The sequence below is a fragment of the Lysinibacillus zambalensis genome (assembly GCF_040183165.1).
GTDB classification, from domain to species: Bacteria; Bacillota; Bacilli; order Bacillales_A; family Planococcaceae; genus Lysinibacillus; species Lysinibacillus zambalensis.
In genome coordinates, this window is the sequence record NZ_JBEGDG010000007.1 from 193,755 (window position 1) to 210,631 (window position 16,877).

Sequence of the window (16,877 nt, forward strand, 5' to 3'; positions counted from 1 at the left end):
ATGACAAAATCGGAATATACTGGATAAATATTCGGAATTGTTATATAATCAGAACAATAATTACATTACTTCATCTTATCCGCTAAAATCACGTATTCAAAAGTAATACGAGCTTTTGAAAATGTGATATTTTCGCAAGCGATCGAAGCAATATGATTGTTTAATTTTTTTGGGAGGTTGTTCACATGACACAAGGTACAGTAAAATGGTTTAACGCAGAAAAAGGTTTTGGATTTATCGAGGTAGAAGGTGGAAATGATGTATTTGTACATTTCTCTGCTATTCAATCAGATGGCTTTAAAACTTTAGAAGAAGGCCAAAAAGTAGAGTTCGGCGTTGAAGAAGGTAACCGCGGACCTCAGGCTACTAATGTTGTAAAGCTTTAATTTATAGCTTTAACATGTAGATGCAAAATACAAGAGACATCCAAATTAATGGATGTCTCTTTTTTACGGTTATTTAATTTGTACAGCTTCAGATTTTGAATGATAGCATATAATATTCAAAGTTCCTATATAAAACGGATAGAACAAGAGCATCGCAAAAAGAATGAACCCTTGAGCTGACCTGGTATATCCCCCCGATAAGTGATTGGATACACATTTACACATATAAAAATAAAGAACGCTGTATAAGGCATCCAAAAAATTGTTGTCCAATATACTAATCGACGATGCGCTATCCATTTATATGTAAGCATGTATAGCGCAATAGTTGCTACAACAAAACCAACCGCATGCATAACTGATACTAAGGTATCGAAATATTGTCCTTCCCACCCAGTGAGTCTCACAATGCGATAATAATTTACTTGCATTTCAAGAGAAATAAAGAATATTAACCCATATAACATACTCACTACATTCAGTTTAAAAAAATAATTCATTCACAACATCCTTATGCGTATGAATGTAAACCTGCAATAACTAAATTTACAAATACTTGATTAAACACAATAATTCCAAATCCAATAATCGCTAACCAAGCTGTCTTTTCCCCTTCCCAGCCTTTTGAAAGGCGGAAATGAAGGAAAGCGGCATAAAATAAAAATGTGATTAGTGCCCACACTTCCTTAGGGTCCCAACCCCAATACCTACTCCAAGCAATCTGTGCCCAAATCATGGCAAACAACAGACCTCCTAGGGCAAACAATGGGAAACCTATGACAACTGCTCGATATGTAATTTCATCTATTAATACTGGCTGTACACGGTTTGTTAATGGCTTTAATAACACAATTAATCGTCTTCTCGTAATGAGTACAATCACCCCATATAAAATCGTTCCAACGATAAATGACCATACAATCGTATTCAATTTCTTCGCATCTAGCTTATTCGTAATCTGTAAAACACCAACCCGATCCCCACTAGCTGTTACTGCACCTTTATTAACAATCAATGGCGTCATCGTATATTCGGCTGTTTCTTTTTTCTCTAGCTTATTTTCAAATTGAACCTCGATTTTATCTCCTGCTAAGTTAAAGTAAGTTGCCACTCCAATAAAGCCAATCACGACAATTAAGCAATACATAACAAATTCCAAAGCAACTGTACTCATCGAAAATTTAGAAACATCTAATGTTCGTAACAAATAAATAATACCCGTTGCAAATGAAACCGATAAAACAGCACTTGAAAAGGCAACAGTCATAACATGAATCGTTAACCAATTACTTTGTAGTGATGGAACAAGTGGTGACACTGTTTTTGTAAAAACGCTTCCATAACCGAGAATAATTAATGACACAGGGATAGTAAACAAACCTACAACGATTTGCTTATATAAAAAATGAATGATCAAATAACTACCAGTAAGCATAATGCCAAAGAACGTCATAAACTCATACATATTACTTACAGGTGCATGATCAACAGCTATCCACCTTAAAATGAAATAAACTAACTGTAAAGCAAATGCAATATATGTAAGTAGAAGCCCGATTTTTCCAAATATCTTTCCTTTTGATTTCACGGCAAGTCCAATCGGTATAATGGCGATCAGAAGTAAAATAAATGACACGAAAAATGAATTACTACTTAAACTTAATAATGTTTCGTTACTCAATATAACATCCTCCAAAATATTTTTTTGCTCATCTCCATATGGTGAGGTTGATTTTCGTTCCTACTGGGCACTTTGTTATTGCTGTCGCTATGCTTTCGCACAGTTAAAACATTTGTTGTTGCTGTCGCTATGCTTTCGCACAGTTAAAACATTTGTTGCTGTCGCTTCTCCTTTCGCACAGATAAAAAATTTGCTGTCGCTTCGCTTTCTCACAGAGCAACGCTTCCTGAGAATTTCCAGCCTCCACTCCAACTTATATCAATGGTATTACCCTACCCTCCCTGTTGTGATGAACCATTTTTTGTGGAAACTTTATAGCAGCTTCCATTAAAATCAACGTCATTCATCAAAGTAAGTGCCATCATTTCCCTTTAAATAGTTTTGTTTTTTCAGAATTGTTACAATTCTGTGGCGTAAAGTATAGAACAAGTCTCTAAAAATGCCCTCATATCAAAAAAATAAACCATCTATAAAGGCAAATAGATGGCATGACCCCAACTACATCCTACTAAAATATGAAATAAAAGTCTATTTTTAAAATTATTTCTATACTAAATCTTGAGGGACAAATTAAAAGACCTAAACCCGGTGAGTTCCGGAATCAGGTCTTAAAAGTGACTTTATTATATATGTCTAACTTTTTTGGGCCAGGTTATAAGTTGAAGCATTCCAAAAGACGCCCTCTTATTCAAGAAAAGCGCCCGTTTATTGAAGGTCAGTATTTGCAAAGATGGCTCGCACTTATTAACTCTAGCACCTGTTTGTCGAATAAGTAAAAGTTATTAATAAACCTTTTGATTATTTTCCGATTTCCACAGCAAAATTTCATTAGCAACAGTTTCAGGATAGTCCCAATGAATGTTATGCATGGTATTATCAATACCTACTACCTTTATATTCTTAATATCTTTTTTAATTTTTTGTATTCCTTTATTTCGGGATGCATCAGCCGCTGGAATTGTTGCATGAAACAGTAGGACAGGGCATTCAAGACTATCATAAGTAGTTGAACAAGGTTCTTTATAAAACGTTTTAATGGTTGATAAAATGCTAAACCTGTCAGCCTTTAATACATAGTTATCGTTAACCTTTTTAAAGTTAGAAATTATTGTCAAATCAAGCTGTGTGTCCCATTGCTTCGTTGTGTAATTTTGGTACTCTTTAACGACTTCATCCCATGAACTATATTTACTTGAATCCATATATTCCCTCCATCCTACTAATGCTTTTACTTCCGTCATCCCATCAACTTGTTCAGGAAATACATATCCTCCATCTATTAAAATGACTCCTCTTATTTTGTTTGGACATATTTTTGTGAAATGTAAGGCAAGATCAGCTCCCCAAGAATGTCCCAACAAATAAATAGAATCATTAGTAATCTTCTGTATCACTCTATAAATACGCCTTGCTAAAGAGGAAAACATATAATCCTGCTCTACATCTAATAATTGAGAATCTCCATGACCTGGACTATCTAAAAGAATAAGGTGAAAGTCATTTATCAAGTATTTATTTAACCCAAGAAAACTTTTTGAATCTCCTGTCAATCCGTGAAAGCAAACCAGTGAAGGAAGACTGGTATCACCAAATTCATATCCGTGAAAAGTATAGTTATCTACTGTTTTTTTAAATTCCTTCATTACTATCCCCCTATAAAGGGAATGAGGTTATTCCTAAAATAAAAACTATTTCAGTTCTTAGACTAAACTTCCCCATTAGTTTGAGTACAACCTCTCACAAACACCATACATTACCATTAGTATTCTATTTTTTTGATATCTTTTAGCCCGTTTGTTGAATAAAGAATCCTATTTATAGTTAAGATTTCATTTACAATTCTTTTAAATAAGCTCTTCATTTCGATAAGCTAAAGTAACCTTTCTGCTAATTCCACATCAAATGAGATAACAGCGATTTTCTTTTAAGGAGCTAGGACGAAAATTTGCAACTCTCGCAGCAGAAATCTTATCACGAGATATGCCTTTCCCCTATTTATATTTCACATAAATAATTTCCGGATCTCCTTCATCTAAGTTTTCTATACACCCGCTTTTTATAAAGCCTGCCGTTTCAAATACCTTATGCATACTAGTATTGGATTGGTTAGTAGAAGAAAAGATTTTTGGAGTTGCTGCCATTTCTACATAAAAAGCTAGTAACGCTGTGGCAATGCCCATTCTTCTCTCAGAGGGCTTCACAATAACTAATGAGATGAAGCAGTTCTCAAAGAAATCATTCGTAAAAATAAGAAAACCGCCAATCCCTTTTTCTGTTTGTTGAATGATACAACGTTTTTCGTTAATGGCTGTACGCAAATTTCCGCTTCTTGAATAATCTCCAATTACTTCTTGATCAATCGCACATATTTCATCGAGATGCTCCATACGTGCTTCCACCAATTGCGTCATTTTGTTCACCTCATTCTTTAGATGCGAGAAGACTTTTGTTCAAAATTAATTAGGTTCATCAATGTTTTTCTATCAAGCATTTAGCTGTTAATTTTTCTTATGTAATAACTCATCACTTTAATCTCAACCCTAAACCCTTTTGCTATCTTTCCTTCATCGACAAATCCGCATTTTTTATAAAGTGGCTGTGCGGCAGTATTCGGTAGATTAACCCCTAACACAAGCTCATTAATAGTTGGAAAATGCTCTAAAACAAAGTTCGGCAAAAGCTGTAATGCTGCTTTCGCATAGCCTTTCCCCTGTTCATAAAAGTCTGTTGAAAAGGCACGGATTAAAATAGCCTGTTCATTTGAGGAATATGGCGTAACGCCCTCTTTTTCATGTAACACAAAGAATGTCACGAGCTTATCTTCATCAAAAACAAGAACGGCATGGCGATTTTTGTCCTTCTTTACTAGTTCAATACTCTCTTTCGGAGACATCGTATAGCGAAGTTGCTCCTCTGTGATCGTATATCGTTCAATTAAGAAATCATCCTTTTTTCATAAAATTTCAATCTCATCAAAGCTCCCCTTCCATCTTAAGTCGTCGTTCTACCTTGGCGTAATTGTAACTGTCCCATTACTTTTGCCACACAAAATAATCGCCACAGACGAATCAAAAGTACACATTTCATATCTTATATTTCTATTATAATATATTGAAAAAAACAGAAAATATAATGTATTCTAACATAATTTAGAAAATTATTTTAGAGAAGGTGTTCAAATTGAAACTATTAGAGAGAGCTCAAAAACGAAAAGAAACTGCCATGCTCATTTTAGAAGAATTGAAGCTGCTAGAAAAATGGAATACCATTGGACAAGCTTATGTGGTCGGCGCTACAGCATATGATTTACTAGTGGATCACGATATCGATATCGAAACATTTTGTACTCACCCTAATGCAGCAGAAGCTATGGCGATATTAGCTGATTTAACTAGCAATCCGAAAGTTTTGGAATTAAAGTATCGTAATTATTTGAAAACACCATTTAATGGTATCTATTTTAAAATACAATATGAGCAAATGCCATCAGAAATTTGGAATATTGATATGTGGCTGTTTTCTGAAACACGAGAGGGCCCTCTATCAAGAGATTTAGTATCGTTAATGAGCGATTCCTTAACAAATGAAAGTCGAAAGTATATTTTAACGAATAAAGAAGAACTTCTTAAGAAATCCATAGTACTTCCTTCAATTTATGTGTATGAAGCAGTGTTAGACTACGATATTCAATGTACAGAGGAATTTCTTAACTGGATGGAGCAACAAGATGTAGACATTCAGACAAATTGGCGCCCTTCAAAATAATAAATAAAATCAAGTGTTTCCTTAAACATTATTAAAACGATCACCATATCGTCTAGCTGATAATATCAACAAATATCATTCTTCCAGTCACAGATAACCTTTTATTTCCCTATTCAACAGACTTGAACAAAAATATCATTTCCACTAATAACCAAAAATGCTACTATAAAGTTATCTATACATAAGGAGTTGAGTGAATGAGTGCGAAAAGTGCAGTAGATGTTTTGTTTAAACAACAAATAATCCAAGGGTTGTAAACTCTAACTGCAGCTCTTGAACAAGGGAGAAAACAAATGGAAAACTATTTTAAAGAATTTCTTACAGGTCAAGCTATTACATTACAGCAAATGACTTCCTCTGACCAAGAAGCATTTGTAAAAATTGAAAGTGAACTGAAGACGTTGTTACTGGCTAATGACGACATTCCCTTTCCAAATACCTTTGAGGATCATTCCTCATTCTTTCAAAGTATTAGTGGAAAAAAAGAGGAGTTTTTCTTCGGCATATTCGAAAAGTCGTCAAATGAGCTTATCGGTTCCTGTGCTGTCTATGGAATCAACTGGAAGAACAGTACTTGCTCTGTAGGCATTTCAATTGGAGAACAATGGCATGGTAAAGGGCTTGGAACGGATGCAATGAAAACTCTTATTCACTTTATTTTTAATTATATTTCCATTAATAAAATCAAGCTTCAGGTTTTCAGCTTTAATAAAGGAGCTATTCGTTCTTATGAAAAATGTGGCTTTACAAAAGAAGGTATTTTACGAAATGAACTTTTCCGTTTCGGTCAATTTCATGATGTAGTTTTATTTGGCCTTTTACGAGAAGAATGGAATCAAATAAAATAAACTTTTTCCTCCGTGTAGAAATATTTCAGCATTCTCGATAAACCCTCGAGCTACAATTTTTTGTCGATAAATTGTAGCTCGTGGGTAAAACAAATGATCATCAGCAGTTGAGTGATGATAATTCGTTTTATTCACTATGATTGTTCGTGGCATGTAAAGCTCCTCAACATCAAAGAAAAAATATTCTTCCATCTCATTCTTAAAAAAGTGTTGTTTATACGTTCTATTCCCCTACAAAAGACATTTAGCCTCCCATCGCCTTCCTGAGTGCCATCTGGTCTAATTATGCCAATACGAAAAGGATGGCCCAATAGTAATTATTTCCATTTCATAACTTAGAATATGATGTAACCACCAAGGTAAAATGAACACTTTCTTACCTGAAAACGCTGAATAAGACTGAACATTATTTTTTTGTAAAGTGTTCAAAGTTATCTGATGGTTATATTTGTTTTTAAAAAAATAAAAGGAAGTGACTTTGATGACTTGGCAATATGGTTCTTTTCCTGATGATATAGGCCCATGTCAACAAGAAGGGTCCAGAACTTGTGTTGGTGATATGTATTTTGTATGTAGAGATGGTCGTTGGAGACCTACCTACGAATATTGTCAGAGTGATAATACACCAACATGGCCACAATATCGTTATGGTCCACAGCTTTCGCCACAATATCGTTCTATTGAAGATATGGGACCATGTCAACAAGAAGGGTCCACAGCTTGTATTGGTGATATAAGGTATTATTGTAGAAATGGTCGTTGGAAACCTACCTACGAATATTGTCAGAGTGATAATACACCAACATGGCCACAATATCGTTATGGTCCACAGCCTTCGCCACAATATCGTTCTATTGAAGATATGGGTCCATGTCAACAAGAGGGGTCCGCAGCTTGTATTGGAGATATGAGGTATTATTGTAGAAATGGTCGTTGGAGACCTACCTATCAATATTGTCAGAGTGATATGTATCCCTATGACTAAATGTTTATACTATAAGTTAACAACAGACATTGCATTCATAGCCTCAATGATTTCCTAGGTGTCGTCAGGCAGATATTTCTTCTCGATAAAATGAACTAAGGGGCTGCCAGTAGACAGTCCCTTCTCTTATTCTTCCCAAACTCTTCGAACATCACTTAACACGAAATGCTGAAATGTAAGTTGATAAACATCAGGCATTGAAAGTCCGTTCCAAAATGAGTAATCATATTGCGCATCAAAATATTGTATCATTAAGACCATTATATTGCCGTGTGTACCAATCACTATATTGTCATTTGGATGTGCAAGGATAATTTTTTTCAACGTAGTAATAGCTCTTTCCTTGGCGGCTTCATTTGATTCTCCACCTTCGAATGCGAAATTTGGATGACTCCATACGTGTTGCATAGCAGAGTCAAAATCAATACTATTTCCATTAGATAGTGTTCTTTCTTTTAAAGAATCTACCTTACTTATTTCTAACTTATGCCCTTGTGCTATGCCTTCTACCGTCTGTACGGCTCTTTTATATGGACTTGAATATATAGCATGGATTATTTTATTAGTAAATAATCTAGTAACACGATCCCGATCCTTCAATCCTTTATCAGAAAGCGGACGATTGTACTCATCAGCTGTATAGTGAGAATGCGCGTGTCTTACAAAGTATAGTACGGTCATAATCGTTTCCTCTACTTTTCTTCAGATTTTGCCTTTTTTTCTTTCACATAATTATATATATCTACCTTCCACATATCATCCTCTTTTAGTAAAGAAAATACCTTAAGGTAGTGAGAGCTTCCGAAAATTATATCCAATTGTACAACTGCTATACTTTCTGTGCTTGTTTCTTTATCCAATGAAATACTATCGTAGTATCTGTACATTAAATAATTTTGTTTATCCTCATCTAATAAATAATCTATATACTCTGCTATAAAGGTTTCTTTATCTGGAAGTTCCTTGTTGTTGTAGGTAATTGCATATAATTTATCGAACTTATTTTCAAATATTAAATTCATCATAATTAACACCATTTCCTCTGGTGTAAAAGTCTTTATACTATTCATATTCCCATTGCTTAAAAATTCATCATATAAAACTCTTTTTTCCTCTGGCAATTCCTCTAAATATGTAAAATCATAGTCCCTATCAATAATAGGAGGTTTCTGTTTAGATTCTTCTTCATGTTGAATGGAATGGTTAGGTACTACCGTTGATTTTGGAGACTCTTCTGTTTTTGTTTTCACTTCTGAACATGCGATTAACATTAAACAAGAAACGATCATAACACTTAATAATAGTGACCCTAACTTCAACAATGTATCCCCCCTATTATTCAATAGATTCAAAGCCCACATTTCCACCATTCAATATATTTCGAAAATTCTCAACATTTTCAACCAAAGTAAAATCCCCTCAATTACAAACAACAAAGAAGTTTATTTGATAAATTGTGACAAGATATGAAGCCTATGAAATTTTCAGTCTATGACACCAAATATTTTTATAGTAAAAAAGATGCAAATCTATTAAACATTACCCTGCCCCTTTTCTAAAATATAGCCAAAAAAAAACACTAATATTTTAGTATAAAGGGTAATAAATTATATAAATAATACAATAAAAGTAATTTTAGTAGTCAAAAATATTCATCATCACTATTTTTCATTTACTTCCCAATATAAGAATAAAAAAATTTTTCTATGACTAAATTACGAATTTCTCAACCTATACACAATGTGACATATTTTTCATTTTAGGTGAGATACAATGAAAAAGTTGAATCGAGGTCAATGTATTTCAAGAATATATGGAGAAAAAATAATAGGGGGAAAAGATTTTGGTTAATTATTTAACGCATAAACAATTCTTGAAGATAAAGATTGAAATTAAAAGAAAAATTATGTATAGAAAGGCAATGGATTTAGGTTTCACCCATCCAAGTGTGGTAGATTGTAGCCAAGAATTAGATGTCCTACTAAATAAATATTCAAAAACGATCAATAAAGCTAGCTAAAACTATTTTCGATGAGTCGTCTAGTTTTACCCTGTATTAGTTTTTGGTTATAAAACCTATTGTTGTTGTTAAAATACGTATAAATAACATAGAAATGGGCTATCTTCTTTATGACAGGAAAAGGAGGCCAAATAATGCAGGTATTTATTTTATCACTGGTCGCTTCAAGCTTTTTACTACAGCAACCTCAAGATTCAGTAGAAAACACAACACCGGTTCTTTGCATACCTTCTAGAACTACATCTTATAAATACCCAAATAATCAATATCAAGCATTTCGTACTGAGAATGATTTTTATCATATATTAAATAGGACAATCTATGAGGAATATAACAATGCTACCTTGAACATTCGTCAAAGAATAGCCTTTAAGGACGTATCGAAGGCTGAGGAAACATTTAATCTAAAAACAAATTTTATACGTAAAAAGACAGACCTCTCTCAACATACTTTTATTCATCCCAATCGACAAGTTTATTTTTTAGCATCCTTTAAGCAATTGGATCAGGAGACTTATCATAAATACCTGGTCATTGACGCTGAGACACAAACTATCCTTTTAGGAAATAGTAATTACCAAAGTAATACCATTAAATAATTGTATTTCGTTTGTTGTTTAATTTATTGTATGCTTGAAAATTGATTAATAGTAGCAAATTCAAAGAAAAAATTAACATTTTTAAGCAAATTCTGAAATCACCATTTATTTCATCGCTGTTATAGCTCGACTCTTGGGAGTAACCTCCCCTAGAGTCGAGCTAAATTAATTTATAGGATTCATTTAATAGTTAGAGCTTTTTGCTGTATTTCTTGCTTTATTTCCTCAATAAACTGCTGTAATGTTTTTTCTATTAATGCTTGCTCGCCATATTTACGAACAGTAACATGTTGAGTATCCATTTCCTGATCACCAAGCACTACAATATAAGGTATTTTTTTCATTTGTGCTTCTCGAATTTTTTTACCTAGCTTTTCTTGTCGATCGTCAATGCTTACACGGATTTGTTCGTTTTTTAAAGCATCAACAACTTGCTGTACATATGCTCGATGCTTATTTGCCACCCCAATAACTTTTACTTGTTGAGGTGCAAGCCACGTTGGGAATGCCCCTCCAAAATGCTCAATCAATATGCCTAAGAAGCGATCAATTGAACCGAATACCGCTCGATGAATAACGACAGGTCTTATTTTTTCATTCTGTTCATTGACATATGTTAAGTCGAATTTCTCAGGTAGTTGGAAATCAAGCTGCACTGTTGCGCATTGATGACTGCGATGAATAGCATCTTTAATATGAATATCAATTTTTGGACCATAAAACGCTCCGTCACCTTCATTTATTGTATAAGGGAATCCTAGATTCGTTAGTACGTTTTCTAACGCTGCTTCGGCTTGGTTCCAAAGTTCAAGTTCACCCATATAATCAGCAGGACGTGTTGATAATTCAATATCGTATTGGAAGCCAAAAACCTGGTAAACCTCATCAATAATCTTTAGTGCAAGCGCAATCTCATCTTCAATTTGCTGTGGCGTAACAAAAATATGTGCATCATCCTGGCAAAAAGTACGAACTCGTAAAAGACCATTTAATGCGCCACTAAATTCATGTCGATGAACTTGCCCAAATTCAGCCATACGAATCGGTAAATCTCTATATGAATGTAAATCATTTTTAAAAATCAGCATATGTCCAGGGCAATTCATAGGTTTTAATGCAAAGCTTTGGTCGTCTACATGAGTAAAGTACATGTTTTCTTTATAGTGGTCCCAATGTCCTGACTGCTCCCATAAATGCTGGTTCATCATCGATGGTGTCCGTACTTCTTGGTAATCAAATTTTGCTTGTAATTGACGTAAATAAGACTCTAATTCGTTGCGAATAATTTGACCATTTGCTAAATAAAACGGCATCCCCGGTGCTTCCTCTGAAAACATAAATAACTCTAGTTCTTTTCCTAGCTTCCGGTGATTGCGTTTCTCCGCCTCTTCTAGGAAAACAAAATGTTCCTCAAGCTCTTTTTTTGAGGTAAACGCTACACCGTATATACGCTGAAGCATTTGATTATTGCTATCTCCTCGCCAGTAAGCACCTGACATATTCATTAATTTAAAGTGTTGTAATTTTCCTGTGGAAGGTACATGAGGTCCACGACAAAGATCATAAAAATCTCCTTGCTCATAAACCGTCACCACTTCATGCTCATATATATCCTGTAATAACTCTAGCTTTAGCGCATCATGAGCAAATAACTGTTGTGCCTCTGCCCTCGTTACTTCTTTGCGCTGTATTAGTATATTTTCTTGAACAATTTGCTTCATCATTTTTTCAATTTGTTGTAAATCACTAGGCGCTAAGGAATGCGCAATGTCGATATCATAATAAAACCCATTTTCTATAACTGGCCCGACCCCAAATTGAGCATCAGGATATAAACGCTTAATAGATTGCGCTAATAAATGGGCTGTTGAATGACGAATCACCTGAATTCCTTCTTTTGTGCAAGCATCGTACAGGGAAATTTGTGAATCCTCCACTATCGGGCGCGTCAAATCAATGATGGTTCCGTTCACACTCCCTACAATTGCCTTTTTACGTAAAGCGGGACTAATCGCTTGTGCAATGTCGGTTAATGTAACACCTTTTGAAAATACTTGTTGTTTACCATCTGGAAATTGAATGTTAATAACTTGATTTGACATGTTCTCTACTCCTTTATTATAAATTCTGCCTCTGCATAATTACGTCCGGAATCGGCTTTGTGCTAGCACAAAGAACTCCTTACCGATTCCGTGACATCCGCCGGAGGCTGTAACTTCTATCAGTTGATGTTTGGACAGACGCTGAAAAGTGACTTAAAACCGCACTCATCTCTAACCTATAAAGGCGGGTGTCCTCTACTGAAAGAAGTGACAAATAAAAAAACACATGCTCGCGCCCCATAAAGGGACGAGCATGTGTTGATTACCCGTGGTTCCACCCAAATTCCCACTAGATGCTCTAGTGGCTCATTGTTATGCAGTAACGTTGCAAGTACGGTGCAAGTTTCCAAGCACTGCTCAAAGGTAGTAAGTTTCGCTAGCTGCATTAAGAAGCTTTCAGCGCATGCCTCCCTCTCTGTAAATCGCTTTTCAAAACTCGTGTCCTTCTCATCGCCATTCATTGCTTTGTGAAATTGTTATTTACTGTAACAAATGCTCCAATACTTGTCAATGTTCGAATATTAGTTTTTATGAAACAATTTTGATTCCTCATCGAAATATGTCCTTACCTACACATTCCACTTTTTGCAGGAAAGTTGCGATATAATCGTAATCCCTAAGCTAAGTTTTCCTCCACTTCGTACTTCTAAAGTCTCATTGTCAGAATGCCACTGTATATGAATAATTGGGTCACGATCCGTGTAAACCCTCCTTATGTCATATATTGTGTAAACCAGGCAATATATTTTGCCCCTGGAATAAATAAAAGCTGTGCTAAACATGTACCTAGTAGCCTTGAACCCATCATCATCACAGATGCTTGTTTCAGACTTAAATAACTACCTCTTTGATTAATAACATCGTCTGCAAGAACGGAAATTTTAGGGTCAATAAATATAATTAGTAACATCGTTGCTACCCCATTAATAAGTCCTGATGCCATCACAGCAGTTGTCCCTCTTTCTGGAACTAATAAAGATGCGTAAAGTGCAGACAGGACACCAATTGTATAGATGGCCGTTATCAAGATATTCACGATAAATAATTTAACGGGGATATCACGCCAGTTAATTCCTTTTAAGTATGAAAAGCTTGGCAAATGGATATGTTTTATTCCACGTTTAACATACTCTAAACTAAAACCTTTTTTGAATAATGCTGGAATAGAACCTTTTTCCTCAGATAAATGGATAATGGCTCTTGAAAATATCGCTATAAAAGTCGGCAATAGTAGAATGCCGACTAAAGTACCTATGGAAGCGGCCCCAATAAGCACTCGGAATTGCTGCTCCACAAACGCTAATGTGTTTTCTTTCGGTGCTGTGTCAGCTAAACTCCCAGTAAAAGGCTGCTGCATCATATTTGCCAACCTTGAAACCATAACCATCACATTGAACAAGGATAGTGCAGAGGCTAGTAATTTCACTCGTGCGCCTGATAATCGAACTGCATACGCAAGTGTTTCTATCGAATGAATGATGAGAATAAATAAAGCAATCATGATCAATTTATTTGTTAAAATATCCAACGTCTTGTACCTTCTTTTCGCTTATTGATTTAACATCGTTTGATCCAAGGTTGATCTCCTATCGTAATGAATACGACCGAGACACCTCTTCCCTTTAATATTTTACGAAATTCCCTTTAATAGGTTCCGTTATTTCCTACCAAATAGAAAAGCTATTCATCAGGCTTTTCCTCCTAACGAATAGCTTGCTCTGTATTTATTGATTTACTGCAAAGTCATTATTCCAGCTTGTTGAATCCGATAGCTGATAGGTCACCATATTAGCAGTAACAGCGAGAATCACACCTGCTCTAGACTTATCAGTAGCAATTGGGTCCTCTAGCACTAACACAACATATCCCTCACCCCGTCCCAGATGATCAATATCATTTGTAGCGTTTATTTCGAAGGTTGTATAGGTTGTCTCATTTACAGCACGGAGTAATCTTTGCTCCTGATAGACCCCATTTTCCTTTAAATTATAGCAAACAGGCATCCATCCTTCTGACCAATCAATACTGCCTGTTATTTCTTTTTTACGATGTGCTAGTTTGCCAATTGAAAATGTAAAATATATTTTCATAATAGCTTGACCTAATTCATTTACCCCTTCACATACAGCTGTTACTTCTAACTTAATATCCTCCTTCGAATGCTTCTGAATAACCACTAAAGTCACAGTGAAAAAACAGATAACAAGTACTATACTAACGATTATAACTCCCATTTAGTCCCTCCCGACATCGCAATAGTTATTACTATTAGATTACCATGTTTTAGGAGTCTCAGTATTTTTTCACCAAACAATCTTATGAAATGACATAGGCATAAAGGATAAGACAAATAACGAGTATATCCAGACTTAGCCATTGATGAGACAAAAAAATCAGTGGGTAAGAAAACCCCACTGATGATAATTTCATTTCACTTTTTCTCTTGTAACTCGGCTGTTAAAGTAAATGGTATTTTTAAATATTTGTACTTTATCGTTATTTTTTTAATAGAAGGCGCTTCAACCTTTACTGCATAATGCTGAGGCTGCTTTCCAACGGCCTCGCGATCTATGTATTGACTAGGAAAAATGGTGATTTGCCTTAATTTATGATAAGTAATATTCGGATTACCAACCAGCTTCGTCTCCGCTTCGAACGGTTCAGACTTACTCACGACAAGCTCGGCACTTTCAGGCACTTTATCATTGACAAGTATTTGTTGAAGCTCTATCTCATGCAGTCCTTTATTTTCTATTTCTACGATTCTATTAGTAGAATCATCTGTAGGATTCGTATAGCTGTTCATGACGAGTGGTGGATTGCTTTTCAAATAAATGATAAAGGCAGCTACCACTACTAGAACACTAAACAATAAAACAAATAGTAATTTTTTCATGTCATTCCTCACTTTCTTGCTACCTATCAAGTATAGCGAGAAATCGTAGGTGATGAAACCTCGAAAAATAGAATCAGGATTTTTCTTCATCTCCTCCTAACTTCTTTAAATCAACTAAAAACAACCTGACTCATTATAAGCCAGATTGCTTTGCTAATCGTATTTCATCACGTATTGGAATTCCATCATTGCCGATTAAAGGGATTTCAGGTTTATATGCTCTCGCTTGTTCGACCGCGTTTTGTATAATTTCAACTAAGTGATAACCTCTTTTTTGATAAAATTTTAATGCGTATAAATTATCATTTGTCGTTAGAAGAGTAATTATCGTACACCCTTGTTCGAAAGCAATTTCTTCAACTGCTTGTACTAGCAATGAACCTATCCCTCTTCCTTCTTCAATACTATCAAGGGATATAATTTCACATTCTTCCTCACGCATAATATACGTTACAAGACCTAAAATCGTGCTGTGTTCATCTACATAGACGAACCCCTCTAATTTACTACAGTCATAAATCCCACTGGAAATGACCATTTCTGTACTTCCCCAATGCTCCTTAAAAAACTGCAACACATCATTTTGGGCTAATTGTTGAATAGGAATTATTGTCATCTTTTATTCTCCTAAATTGATAGATTAAACATACTAGTAATAGCTTTTTGAACACCTAGAAATACTGCCCACGAAACAACGCCTAGTCCAATGGCAAAAACGATATGGATCGATGATTTCATCGCCATATAAATAACAAATAGCATCACCATAGTTGCTGGTAGTCCAACAATTACACCAATCGTAAATCGCTGAATATGCTCACTCGGTTCACTTTGCACAGTAAGCCAAATGATGCTTAAAATACTGACAAGTGGCAGCGCTGCGATAATGCCACCATAGCTAGGAAATCTTCTAGCAATCTCCGTCACAATACCAATTACGGCAGCCGAGCATAAAATCTTTAAAAAGGTGTACATTATTTAGCCACCTCGCTTAATAAACGAAATGCCTGTAAAATCATTTGTTGATCTTCTTCTGAAAGCTGATTTAGTGCATGTTTCAGTTTCTGATCATCTAATTCTGTGTTTTTTTTTAAAACATGAAGCCCTTCAGTTGTTAAATGAATATGTACTTTACGTTGATCATCGATGTCCCGCTCCTTTTTCACCCAACCATTACGCTCCAGCTTTTTGATATGCTCAGACGCTGTATTATGGGAAATATTCAGTAACTCTGCAATATCACGCACTGCTACTTCATCTTCCTTTTGAATCATCTGTAAAATACGCACGCTCTGATGTGAAATTGAATCTTCATGCGTTGAATGTAGATGGTAATAAATCGATGTAAAATAGTTATTTATATCTTTAATCATAAAATTTGCTCCTTTATTATATCGTCGAAACCGATTATATCGTAACTGTCGATATAATTAAAGAGGTATTTAAATAAAGGGGCTGGGACAAAACCCACCTCTAAACTAAAAAGCCGGTGAAATTTTACGATCAGTAAAATTTCACCGGCTTTAAATTTTTTCATAAAAAATAAGGACCACTTCTGATAAAATTAAGTCACCACAACCAAATTATACAGAAAG

Annotated in this window: 20 protein-coding genes; 6 read left to right on the plus strand and 14 right to left on the minus strand. The window is 35.0% G+C overall.

All coding sequences use genetic code 11. The features are described 5' to 3' along the window. Nucleotides 1-185: 185 nt before the first annotated feature. Nucleotides 186-386, plus strand: coding sequence for a cold-shock protein (locus ABNX05_RS11960; protein ID WP_053592785.1), 201 nt, complete (start codon nt 186-188; stop codon nt 384-386). 511 nt (nt 387-897) lie between these two features. Here the strand turns inward: ABNX05_RS11960 and ccsB are convergent. The 4 genes from ccsB to ABNX05_RS11980 all read right to left on the minus strand — a co-directional run bounded on the left by ccsB (nt 898) and on the right by ABNX05_RS11980 (nt 4,960). Continuing rightward, a complete protein-coding gene (ccsB, locus tag ABNX05_RS11965; protein ID WP_349659960.1) occupies nt 898-2,067 on the minus strand; it encodes a c-type cytochrome biogenesis protein CcsB in 1,170 nt (389 codons plus the stop codon). Between the two features lie 782 nt (nt 2,068-2,849). Beyond that, entirely contained in the window at nt 2,850-3,710 is an 861-nt protein-coding gene (locus ABNX05_RS11970; RefSeq protein ID WP_349659961.1) for an alpha/beta hydrolase, read from the minus strand. Between the two features lie 348 nt (nt 3,711-4,058). After that, the gene (locus ABNX05_RS11975) at nt 4,059-4,478 is read right to left on the minus strand and encodes a GNAT family N-acetyltransferase (RefSeq protein WP_349659962.1); all 420 of its coding nucleotides are present in this window, start codon (nt 4,476-4,478) and stop codon (nt 4,059-4,061) included. Nucleotides 4,479-4,558: 80 nt separating this feature from the next. Further along, a complete protein-coding gene (locus ABNX05_RS11980) occupies nt 4,559-4,960 on the minus strand; it encodes a GNAT family N-acetyltransferase (RefSeq protein ID WP_349659963.1) in 402 nt (133 codons plus the stop codon). 287 nt (nt 4,961-5,247) lie between these two features. Here ABNX05_RS11980 and ABNX05_RS11985 point away from each other — a divergent pair, with 287 nt between their 5' ends. Together ABNX05_RS11985 and ABNX05_RS11990 are read left to right on the plus strand one after the other, a co-directional pair. After that, the gene (locus tag ABNX05_RS11985; protein ID WP_349659964.1) at nt 5,248-5,832 is read left to right on the plus strand and encodes a hypothetical protein; all 585 of its coding nucleotides are present in this window, start codon (nt 5,248-5,250) and stop codon (nt 5,830-5,832) included. A gap of 293 nt (nt 5,833-6,125) precedes the next feature. Next, nucleotides 6,126-6,680, plus strand: coding sequence for a GNAT family N-acetyltransferase (locus tag ABNX05_RS11990; RefSeq protein WP_349659965.1), 555 nt, complete (start codon nt 6,126-6,128; stop codon nt 6,678-6,680). On the opposite strand, the gene ABNX05_RS11995 is transcribed toward ABNX05_RS11990, so the two are convergent. After that, nucleotides 6,651-6,872 carry a hypothetical protein gene (locus tag ABNX05_RS11995; RefSeq protein ID WP_349659966.1) on the minus strand — a complete coding sequence of 74 codons (222 nt, stop codon included), beginning with the start codon at nt 6,870-6,872 and terminating at the stop codon, nt 6,651-6,653. The two genes, ABNX05_RS11990 and ABNX05_RS11995, sit on opposite strands and share 30 nt — an antisense overlap. A 289-nt stretch (nt 6,873-7,161) precedes the next feature. Between ABNX05_RS11995 and ABNX05_RS12000 the strand changes: the two genes are divergently transcribed. Then, a complete protein-coding gene (locus tag ABNX05_RS12000; protein WP_349659967.1) occupies nt 7,162-7,665 on the plus strand; it encodes a hypothetical protein in 504 nt (167 codons plus the stop codon). Nucleotides 7,666-7,791: 126 nt separating this feature from the next. On the opposite strand, the gene ABNX05_RS12005 is transcribed toward ABNX05_RS12000, so the two are convergent. Beyond that, on the minus strand, nt 7,792-8,346 hold the full coding sequence (locus tag ABNX05_RS12005) for a histidine phosphatase family protein (protein ID WP_349659968.1): 555 nt from the start codon (nt 8,344-8,346) through the stop codon (nt 7,792-7,794). Between the two features lie 11 nt (nt 8,347-8,357). After that, complete coding sequence (locus ABNX05_RS12010) at nt 8,358-8,984, minus strand: hypothetical protein (RefSeq protein WP_349659969.1); 627 nt, start codon at nt 8,982-8,984, stop codon at nt 8,358-8,360. A 524-nt stretch (nt 8,985-9,508) separates the two neighbouring features. Here ABNX05_RS12010 and ABNX05_RS12015 point away from each other — a divergent pair. Together ABNX05_RS12015 and ABNX05_RS12020 are read left to right on the plus strand one after the other, a co-directional pair. Continuing rightward, entirely contained in the window at nt 9,509-9,685 is a 177-nt protein-coding gene (locus ABNX05_RS12015) for a Spo0E family sporulation regulatory protein-aspartic acid phosphatase (protein ID WP_349659970.1), read from the plus strand. A gap of 134 nt (nt 9,686-9,819) precedes the next feature. Continuing rightward, complete coding sequence (locus ABNX05_RS12020; protein ID WP_349659971.1) at nt 9,820-10,284, plus strand: hypothetical protein; 465 nt, start codon at nt 9,820-9,822, stop codon at nt 10,282-10,284. A 179-nt stretch (nt 10,285-10,463) separates the two neighbouring features. Here the strand turns inward: ABNX05_RS12020 and thrS are convergent, their stop codons facing one another. The 7 genes from thrS to ABNX05_RS12055 form a co-directional block, all read right to left on the minus strand. Beyond that, a complete protein-coding gene (gene thrS, locus ABNX05_RS12025) occupies nt 10,464-12,386 on the minus strand; it encodes a threonine--tRNA ligase (protein WP_349659972.1) in 1,923 nt (640 codons plus the stop codon). A 712-nt stretch (nt 12,387-13,098) separates the two neighbouring features. Then, on the minus strand, nt 13,099-13,887 hold the full coding sequence (locus tag ABNX05_RS12030) for a lipid II flippase Amj family protein (RefSeq protein ID WP_349659982.1): 789 nt from the start codon (nt 13,885-13,887) through the stop codon (nt 13,099-13,101). A 223-nt stretch (nt 13,888-14,110) separates the two neighbouring features. Then, nucleotides 14,111-14,620, minus strand: a complete 510-nt coding sequence (locus ABNX05_RS12035; RefSeq protein WP_349659973.1) for a hypothetical protein — start codon at nt 14,618-14,620, stop codon at nt 14,111-14,113. 197 nt (nt 14,621-14,817) lie between these two features. Further along, a complete protein-coding gene (locus ABNX05_RS12040; protein ID WP_349659974.1) occupies nt 14,818-15,282 on the minus strand; it encodes a hypothetical protein in 465 nt (154 codons plus the stop codon). Nucleotides 15,283-15,415: 133 nt separating this feature from the next. Then, entirely contained in the window at nt 15,416-15,898 is a 483-nt protein-coding gene (locus tag ABNX05_RS12045) for a GNAT family N-acetyltransferase (RefSeq protein WP_349659975.1), read from the minus strand. An 11-nt stretch (nt 15,899-15,909) separates the two neighbouring features. Beyond that, nucleotides 15,910-16,257, minus strand: coding sequence for a DUF3147 family protein (locus ABNX05_RS12050; RefSeq protein ID WP_349659976.1), 348 nt, complete (start codon nt 16,255-16,257; stop codon nt 15,910-15,912). Then, on the minus strand, nt 16,257-16,655 hold the full coding sequence (locus ABNX05_RS12055; protein WP_349659977.1) for a MarR family winged helix-turn-helix transcriptional regulator: 399 nt from the start codon (nt 16,653-16,655) through the stop codon (nt 16,257-16,259). The genes ABNX05_RS12050 and ABNX05_RS12055 overlap by 1 nt, the downstream gene beginning before the upstream one ends. Nucleotides 16,656-16,877: the final 222 nt, after the last annotated feature.